The following is a 7,831-nucleotide window of genomic DNA, read 5'->3' as shown; positions in this document are numbered from 1 at the left end:
GGAGAGGGGATCCCGCGCTCCTCTAGAAACAAGCTGTGTCGTTGATACGCATCTTCGCAGAGGAGCAGACAGCATGGCCCGAGAACCCAGGCAGTTTGCCAGGGGCTTGCGGCAGCAGGCGACCTCGGCCGAGGATCGTCTCTGGATTGTGCTGCGCGGACGCCGCTTCCATGGAATCAAGTTCAAGCGACAAGTTCCTCTTCTGCTCTACACGGTCGATTTCCTATCGCTTGACCGAAAACTGATCATTGAACTCGATGGCCGGCAGCACGAGTGGCACCGTGACTACGATAGCCGGCGAACGGAGGAAATCGAACGCCTGGGCTTCTGTCTGATGCGTTTCAAGAACGAGGACGTTCTGTCTGATCTCGACGCCGTCCTGACACGGATCACGGATGCGGCATTCCCAGGGGGCGAGGGAATGCCGCATACGCCGTCCGCTCCCTACGACCTCCACGACATGCGGCCGCCACGGCGGAACCGCAGCACAGAGACATCCTCATGCTGAGCCTCAGCCTCGCCCCGCTCGTCCCCGTCCCGGTCCTCTTGGGCCTGGCCGGCCTCACCGCGATCCTCGCCTTGGTCGCCTTCCTCGCCCGCGGGCCGGTGGCGCTGCTGCGCGTCCTCGTCCTCGCCCTGGTGCTGCTGGCGCTCGCCAATCCCTCGCTGGTCCAGGAGGAGCGCGAGCCGGTCAAGGACGTCGTCGCCGTCGTGGTCGATCGCTCGGGCTCGCAGGCGCTCGGCGACCGGCCGGCGATCACCGACCGGGTGCGGGCCGAGCTGCAGCGCCGTCTCGGCACCCTCGCCGAGATCGAGCCGCGCTTCGTCGACGTGCCGGAGGCCGGCGGCGACGAGGGCACGCGGCTGTTCACGGCGCTGTCCAGCGCGCTCGCCGACGTGCCGCCGGACCGGCTCGCCGGCGTGGTGATGCTGACCGACGGCGTCGTCCACGACATCCCGGCGAACCTCGCCTCCGCCAGCTTCAAGGCGCCGCTCCACGTGCTGGTCACCGGCCGGTCCGACGAGCGCGACCGGCAGATCCGCCTGATCGAGGCGCCGCGCTTCGGCATCGTCGGGCGCGACCAGACCATCCGGGCCGAGGTGATGGAGCGCGGCGGCACCGGCTCGGCGGTGGTGACGGTGCGCCGCGACGGCGAGGAGGTGGTGCGCCAGACCGTCCGCACCGGCCAGCCCTTCACCCTGACCCTGCGGGTCGAGCACGGGGGACCGAACGTCGTCGAGATCGAGGCCGAGGCCCTGCCGGGCGAGCTCACCACCGCCAACAACCGCGCGGTGCTGCCGATCGAAGGCATCCGCGAGAAGCTCCGGGTGCTGCTGGTCTCGGGCGAGCCGCATGCCGGCGAGCGCACCTGGCGCAACCTGCTCAAGTCCGACGCCAACGTCGACCTCGTCCACTTCACCATCCTGCGCCCGCCGGAGAAGCAGGACGGCACGCCGATCTCGGAACTGTCGCTGATCGCCTTCCCGACCCGCGAGCTGTTCCAGCAGAAGATCAAGGATTTCGACCTCATCATCTTCGACCGCTACGCCAACCAGAGCGTGCTGCCGTCGAGCTACTTCGACAACATCGTGCGCTACGTGCGCGAGGGCGGCGCGCTGCTGATCGCCGCCGGCCCGGAATTCGCCTCCGCCGCCAGCCTCGCCCGCACGCGGCTCGCCGCGATCCTGCCCGGCGAGCCGAACGGCCGGGTGGTCGAGCGGCCCTACAAGGCGGCGCTGACGAATAGCGGCCAGCGCCATCCGGTCACCCGCGACCTGCCGGGCTCGGAGGCCTCGCCCCCCGCCTGGGGCGACTGGCTGCGCCTGATCGGCGCCGAGGTCCGGCCCGGCGTCACCCCGATCATGGCGGGGGCCGATTCGCTGCCGCTGCTGGCGCTCTCCCGCGAGGAGAAGGGCCGGGTCGCGCTCCTCCTCTCCGACCATGCCTGGCTCTGGGCCCGCGGCTACCAGGAGGGCGGTCCGCATCTCGACCTGCTGCGCCGCCTCGGCCACTGGCTGATGAAGGAGCCGGCCCTGGAGGAGGAGGCCCTGCGGGCGACCACGACCGGCCACGGCCGCGAGGTCCGGGTCGAGCGCCAGACCATGGGCGACACCGCCGAGCCGGTGACCGTGACGGCGCCGAGCGGCAAGACCCGCACCCTGACGCTGAACCCCGACAAGCCCGGCCTGTTCGCCGCCGCCTTCGAGGCCGACGAGCTCGGCCTGCACACCCTGCGGGCCGGCAGCTTCGTCGCCTTCGTCAGCGTCGGTCCGGCCAACCCGCGCGAGCTGGTCGACGTCTTCAGCGACACCGAGCGCCTGCGCCCGCTCGCCGAGGCGACCGGCGGCTCGGTGCGCCGCCTCGCCGAGGCGGGCGGCGGGCTCGCCATCCCGCGCCTGCAGATCGCCCGGTCCGGGCGGCTTTCCGGCTCCGACTGGATCGGCTTCCGCCCGAGCGACAGCGCGGTGGTGCGCGGCGTGTCGGTCTATCCGCTCGGCCTCGGCCTCGCGGCCCTCGCGGCCCTCGCGGCGGCGGTCCTGGCGATGTGGCTGGTGGAGGGCCGGCGCGGGCGGGCGTGAGCGGAAGTCCGGCCGGCGGCGCGACGGCCTGCCGCCATCCGCTCATCCTCGACGGCGGCCGCGCGTCGGCGCGTGGCCGCCGAGGCAGGGTCGCAGGGCGCTCGGGGAAGCTCTGCTCGGGGAAGCTCTGAGGAAGTCGATGAAACCGGGCGTCGCGGCCGTCCCTCAGCCCGGATCGTCCCACGTTCCGGCATCCACCCCCGCCATCGCCGCCTCCGGCGCCAGCCACCTCCAGTCCGCGCCCGCCTGATGGCGGAACCACGTCACCTGCCGCTTGGCGTAGCGCCGCGTATCGGCCTGGCCCCGCGCCACGGCCTCGTCGTACGGCACCTCTCCACGCAAGTGGGCGACCAGTCCCGGCACGCCGTGGGCGCGCATCACCGGCAGCATCGGGTCGAGGCCGCGGTCGGCCAGCGCCCGGACCTCGTCGAGGGCGCCGGCCGCCATCATGGCGAGGAAGCGGGCGTCGATCCGCGCCCGCAAGGCGTCCCGGTCCGGGGTGAGGAAGAGCTTCGTGCAGGGAAGGCCGGTCAGCGGCCCCGGCCGGCGCGCGGCCTGGAAGGCGGCGATCGGCCGGCCGGTGGCGGACAGCACCTCGAGCGCGCGCAGCACCCGCAGGCGGTCGTTCGGGTCGAGGCGGGCGGCCCCGTCCGGGTCGCGGCGGGCGAGGGCGGCGTGGAGGTCGGACGTCTCACAGCCCTCGGCCTCGGCCCGCACCGCCGCCCGGACCGCGTCCGGCACCGGCGGGATCGCCGACAGGCCCTCGGTCAGGCCCATGAAGTAGAGCCCGGTGCCCCCGACGACGATCGGCAGGCGACCCGCCTCCCACGCCTCGCGAAGCGCGCCGCCTGCTTCCGCGAGGTAGTGTCCGACGGAGAAGTTCACCGCGCCGTCGACCGTTCCGTAGAGGCGGTGGGGCGCCTGCGCGGCCTCCTCCGCGCTCGGCCGGGCCGTCAGGCGATGCAGGTCGCGGTAAACCTGCATCGAATCGGCATTGATCACCACGCCGCCGTGCCGGCGGGCGAGGGCGAGCGCCAGGGCCGACTTGCCCGAGGCGGTCGGCCCTGCGATGAGGATCGCCCGAACCCGCCCGTCCATGCCTGCTCCTCAACCCATGCGCAGCCGGACGCGCCGCGAGACGACGAGCCCGAGATTCCCGATGACCCTGGTCGCGACCCTGATAGCAAACCCGGAGCGCCCCGCCATCACCGATGCGGTGCTGGCCGAAGCCCGGAAGTTGCTGGCGACCGGGCACCAGCCGCGCATCCTGCACGGCGAGGTCGCGGCCGAGATCCTGGTCGAGGATCCGCCTGCCGCAGGGTCGGCCCTCGCCGAGCGCCTGCGCACGGCGTTCCGGGACGAGCCGATCGACGTGTCCGTCCAGGTCGCCGGCCCGCACCGGCGCAAGCGCCTGTTCCTCGCCGACATGGATTCGACGATGATCGGCCAGGAATGCATCGACGAGCTCGCCGACGTGGTCGGCCTCAAGGATCACGTCGCGGCGATCACCGAGCGGGCGATGCGCGGCGAGATCGCCTTCGAGCCGGCCCTGCGCGAGCGCGTCGCCCTGCTCAAGGGATTGCCGCTGACCGCCGTCGACGCGGTGATCGCCGAGCGCATCACCCTGATGCCGGGCGGGCGCACGCTGGTGCGCACCCTCAAGGCCCACGGCGCCTACACGGCCCTGGTGTCGGGCGGCTTCACCCTGTTCACCGGGCCGGTGGCGGAGAGGATCGGGTTTCACGAGCACCGCTCGAACCGCCTCGAGACCGAGGGCGATACGCTCGCCGGGACGGTCGCCGAGCCGATCGTCGGGCGAGACGCCAAGCGGGACGCGCTCCTCGAGCTGCGCACCCGCCTCGGCCTCGACCCGGCCGAGACCCTGGCGGTCGGCGACGGCGCGAACGACCTCGCCATGCTGGAGGCGGCGGGCCTCGGCGTCGCCTTCCGGGCCAAGCCGGCGGTCGCCGCCGCCGCCCATGCCCGGATCGACCACGGCGACCTGACGGGCCTGCTCTACCTGCAGGGCTTCGCCGCCGCCGAGTTCACCGCCTAAGCGGATTTCGCCGAAGCGGTTACCGGTTCGGCGCCAAAAATTTGCGACACAACAAGAACCTAAGCGGGCGAAGCGTTGGCCTGCCAACGCAAGTCTGCGTGGCGCGTCGCGCAGCCGGTTGCGTTCCGCTCCCGCACCGCTACACGACACCGGATGTCGACCGGCCTGATCCTGCATCCCGACGGCTGCCAGCGCTGCTGGTGGCCGGGCACCGACCCGCTCTACGTCGCCTACCACGACACCGAGTGGGGCGTGCCCGAGCACGACGACCGCGCCCTCTACGAGAAGCTGATTCTCGACGGGTTCCAGGCCGGCCTGTCCTGGATCACCATCCTGCGCCGGCGCGACGGCTTCCGTCGCGCCTTCGCGGGCTTCGAGCCGGAGGCGATCGCGCGGTTCGGCCCCCGGGAGGTCGAGGCGCTGATGCAGGACGCCGGCATCATCCGCAACCGCGCCAAGATCGAGGCGACGATCCGCAGCGCCCGCGCCTGGCTGGCGATCCAGGAGGGGGGACCGGGCTTCTCGGCCTTCCTGTGGGACTTCGTCGACGGGCGCCCGCTGCAGCCGCGGCCGGAGAGCCGCGCCGACATCCCGACCGAGAGCGAGGCGTCGCGAAAGATGTCGAAGGCGCTGAAGGCGCAGGGCTTCGGCTTCTGCGGCCCGACCATCGTGTACGCCTTCATGCAGGCGGTCGGCATGATCAACGACCACCTCGTCGATTGCTGCCGCCACGCGCCTTGCGCCGCCCTGCCGGGGCCTTGCACGTCCCCGCGGGAGCTTGGCGGCCCCGGGGGAACGGCATGAGCGGGCAGCCCCGGGCCTGGCAGCGGATGCTGTCGGGGCGGCGCCTCGACCTCCTCGACCCGTCCCCCCTCGACGTCGAGATCGTCGACATCGCCCACGGCCTCGCGCGCGTCGCACGCTGGAACGGCCAGACGGCCGGCCCGCACGTCTTCTCGGTGGCGCAGCACTCGCTGCTCGTCGAGGCGATCGGCGGGGCGTTCGAGCCGGCGACGAATGCCGCCGGCCGGCTGGAGCTGCTGCTGCACGACGCGCCCGAATACGTGATCGGCGACATCATCTCGCCGTTCAAGGCGGCGATCGGCCATTCCTACAAGGCGGTCGAGACCCGGCTCCTCGCGGCGATCCGCCTGCGCTTCGGCCTGACCCCGGAGCCGACCGCCGCGACGCAGCGGCTGATCAAGCGGGCCGACCGCCTGAGCGCCTATCTCGAGGCGACGCGGCTCGCCGGCTTCTCGCAGGTCGAGGCCGTGCGGGTCTTCGGCAGGCCGGACCGGCTCGACGGCGATCTCGGCACCCTGCTCGAACCCTGGCCGACCGCCGAGGCGCAGAGCGCCTTCCTCGCCCGATTCCACGCCCTCGCCGACGATGCCGCGGGTGTCGCCCAGCCGGCAACGGCCTCATAGACAAGGAACGTCCGCCGCCATGCCGACCCTGCACGTCTGCGCCTTGTCCCGCCTGCCCGAGACCGTCGCGGCGACCGGCGCGCGCCACGTGGTGACGCTCATCAATGTCGGCACCCCGGTGACCCGGCCGCCGAGCATCGCCGAGGGCGACCACCTGTTCGTCGGGGTGAGCGACATCACCGACGCCCTCGACGGCCACGTCCTGCCCGACGAGGCGCATGTGCGCCGGCTCCTCGATTTCGTGCGCGCCTGGGACCGGACGCAGCCGCTGGTGATCCACTGCTACGCCGGCATCAGCCGCTCGACCGCCGCCGCCTTCATCGCGACCTGCGCCCTGCGGCCGGACCGGGACGAGGCCGAGATCGCCCGGGAGCTGCGCGAGGCCTCGCCCTCGGCGACCCCGAATCGGCGCCTCGTCGCGGTGGCGGATGCACTGCTCGGCCGCGACGGGCGCATGGTGGCGGCCATCGCGGCGATCGGCCGCGGCGCCGACGCCTTCGAGGGCGAACCGTTCCGGCTCACCATTGACTGATTCCACTGTGGCCGAAACGCCAGCCCTGGCGCGCAAACGGGCACGCACGGCGCCGCCGCGGCCCTGCGGCAGCGCCGAAGGGTTGTTTCGCGCGGTTCTGGTCGCCATAACCCATCGCTCATCATGGGAGTATCGTCGCGCATGTCCGCAGCCCGGTCCGACGCCAGCCGCGCGGCAGTCCCCGCACCCGCCGGCCCGACCGGAACCGCGGATCTGCCGTTCGAGAAGGCCCTCGAGGAACTCGAGGGCATCGTGCAGCGCCTGGAACAGGGCAACGTGCCGCTCGACGAGTCCGTCGCGATCTACGAGCGCGGCGAGGCGCTCAAGCGGCACTGCGAGGCGCTGCTGCAGCGCGCCGAGGCGCGCATCCAGCGCATCACCCTCGGGGCGGACGGACGCGCCGCCGGGACGGCGCCGCTCGATGTCGCCTGATCGCTCCCATTCTTCCCGCCCCGGGATCCGGCGGCGGGTTCTTTCCTTCCGGACGTGAGGATGGCTCCGGTGTCACCGCTCAACCTTCCCCTCCTCGACCGCGTCCGCATTCCCGCGGACCTGCGCCAGCTGCCCGAGAGCGACCTGACGCAGCTCGCCGCGGAGCTGCGCGCCGAGACCATCGACGCCGTCTCGGTCACCGGCGGCCATCTCGGCGCGGGCCTCGGCGTCATCGAGCTCACCGTCGCCCTCCACTACGTCTTCAACACCCCCGACGACCGCATCATCTGGGATGTCGGCCACCAGGCCTACCCCCACAAGATCCTGACAGGCCGCCGCGACCGCATCCGCACCCTGCGCCAGGGCGGCGGCCTCTCCGGCTTCACCAAGCGCGCCGAGAGCCCCTACGATCCCTTCGGCGCCGCCCACTCCTCCACCTCGATCTCCGCCGGTCTCGGCATGGCCATCGGCCGCGACCTGTCCGATGCCTCGGCACGAGCGCGCGGCGAGACCCCGCCGCGCCGCAACGTCGTCGCCGTCATCGGCGACGGCTCGATCTCGGCCGGCATGGCCTACGAGGCGATGAACAATGCCGGCGCGCTCAAATCCCGCCTCATCGTCATCCTCAACGACAACGACATGTCGATCGCGCCGCCCGTCGGCGCGATGTCGTCCTACCTCGCGCGCCTCGTCTCGGGCGACACCTACCGCAGCTTGCGCGACACCGCCAAGCAGTTCGGCCGCCTGCTGCCCAAGGCGATCTACGACACCGCCGCCCGGGCGGAGGAATACGCCCGCGGCATC

General features: G+C 72.4%; 9 protein-coding genes. 8 read left to right on the top strand and 1 reads right to left on the bottom strand.

What is annotated here, in order from left to right; translation table 11 throughout:
• Window positions 1-73: 73 nt before the first annotated feature.
• On the top strand, window positions 74-508 hold the full coding sequence (locus A5481_RS03465; RefSeq protein ID WP_064503779.1) for an endonuclease domain-containing protein: 435 nt from the start codon (window positions 74-76) through the stop codon (window positions 506-508).
• Window positions 502-2,580 (top strand): membrane protein, encoded by a 2,079-nt coding sequence (locus A5481_RS03460; RefSeq protein ID WP_048433547.1) that lies wholly within the window; start codon window positions 502-504, stop codon window positions 2,578-2,580. Before A5481_RS03465 ends, A5481_RS03460 begins: the two co-directional genes overlap by 7 nt.
• A 165-nt stretch (window positions 2,581-2,745) precedes the next feature.
• Here the strand turns inward: A5481_RS03460 and miaA are convergent, their stop codons facing one another.
• Window positions 2,746-3,678 (bottom strand): tRNA (adenosine(37)-N6)-dimethylallyltransferase MiaA, encoded by a 933-nt coding sequence (gene miaA, locus A5481_RS03455; protein WP_048433546.1) that lies wholly within the window; start codon window positions 3,676-3,678, stop codon window positions 2,746-2,748.
• Window positions 3,679-3,739: 61 nt separating this feature from the next.
• On the opposite strand from miaA, the gene serB reads away from it, so the two are divergent.
• From serB to A5481_RS03425, 6 genes are all read left to right on the top strand, one after another.
• Window positions 3,740-4,636, top strand: a complete 897-nt coding sequence (serB, locus tag A5481_RS03450) for a phosphoserine phosphatase SerB (RefSeq protein WP_048433545.1) — start codon at window positions 3,740-3,742, stop codon at window positions 4,634-4,636.
• A gap of 153 nt (window positions 4,637-4,789) precedes the next feature.
• On the top strand, window positions 4,790-5,440 hold the full coding sequence (locus tag A5481_RS03445; RefSeq protein WP_048433544.1) for a DNA-3-methyladenine glycosylase I: 651 nt from the start codon (window positions 4,790-4,792) through the stop codon (window positions 5,438-5,440).
• On the top strand, window positions 5,437-6,063 hold the full coding sequence (locus tag A5481_RS03440) for a YfbR-like 5'-deoxynucleotidase (RefSeq protein WP_048433543.1): 627 nt from the start codon (window positions 5,437-5,439) through the stop codon (window positions 6,061-6,063). Before A5481_RS03445 ends, A5481_RS03440 begins: the two co-directional genes overlap by 4 nt.
• A 19-nt stretch (window positions 6,064-6,082) precedes the next feature.
• Complete coding sequence (locus tag A5481_RS03435) at window positions 6,083-6,595, top strand: tyrosine phosphatase family protein (RefSeq protein WP_048433542.1); 513 nt, start codon at window positions 6,083-6,085, stop codon at window positions 6,593-6,595.
• Window positions 6,596-6,736: 141 nt separating this feature from the next.
• A complete protein-coding gene (locus tag A5481_RS03430) occupies window positions 6,737-7,027 on the top strand; it encodes an exodeoxyribonuclease VII small subunit (RefSeq protein WP_048433541.1) in 291 nt (96 codons plus the stop codon).
• A 60-nt stretch (window positions 7,028-7,087) separates the two neighbouring features.
• The coding region (locus A5481_RS03425) for a 1-deoxy-D-xylulose-5-phosphate synthase N-terminal domain-containing protein (protein WP_280818822.1) at window positions 7,088-7,831 on the top strand (744 nt) is incomplete at its 3' end.

The sequence above is a fragment of the Methylobacterium platani genome, assembly GCF_001653715.1.
Taxonomy (GTDB): Bacteria; Pseudomonadota; Alphaproteobacteria; order Rhizobiales; family Beijerinckiaceae; genus Methylobacterium; species Methylobacterium platani.
The sequence above is the reverse complement of the archived record's forward strand: the minus strand, read 5'-3'. Positions and strand labels throughout refer to the sequence as shown.

Coding starts and splice junctions, on each gene's coding strand:
- A5481_RS03465 (WP_064503779.1), top strand. CDS start 74: ATGGCCCGAGAACCCAGGCAGTTTGCCAGGGGCTTGCGGCAGCAGGCG.
- A5481_RS03460 (WP_048433547.1), top strand. CDS start 502: ATGCTGAGCCTCAGCCTCGCCCCGCTCGTCCCCGTCCCGGTCCTCTTG.
- miaA (WP_048433546.1), bottom strand. CDS start 3,678: ATGGACGGGCGGGTTCGGGCGATCCTCATCGCAGGGCCGACCGCCTCG.
- serB (WP_048433545.1), top strand. CDS start 3,740: ATGACCCTGGTCGCGACCCTGATAGCAAACCCGGAGCGCCCCGCCATC.
- A5481_RS03445 (WP_048433544.1), top strand. CDS start 4,790: ATGTCGACCGGCCTGATCCTGCATCCCGACGGCTGCCAGCGCTGCTGG.
- A5481_RS03440 (WP_048433543.1), top strand. CDS start 5,437: ATGAGCGGGCAGCCCCGGGCCTGGCAGCGGATGCTGTCGGGGCGGCGC.
- A5481_RS03435 (WP_048433542.1), top strand. CDS start 6,083: ATGCCGACCCTGCACGTCTGCGCCTTGTCCCGCCTGCCCGAGACCGTC.
- A5481_RS03430 (WP_048433541.1), top strand. CDS start 6,737: ATGTCCGCAGCCCGGTCCGACGCCAGCCGCGCGGCAGTCCCCGCACCC.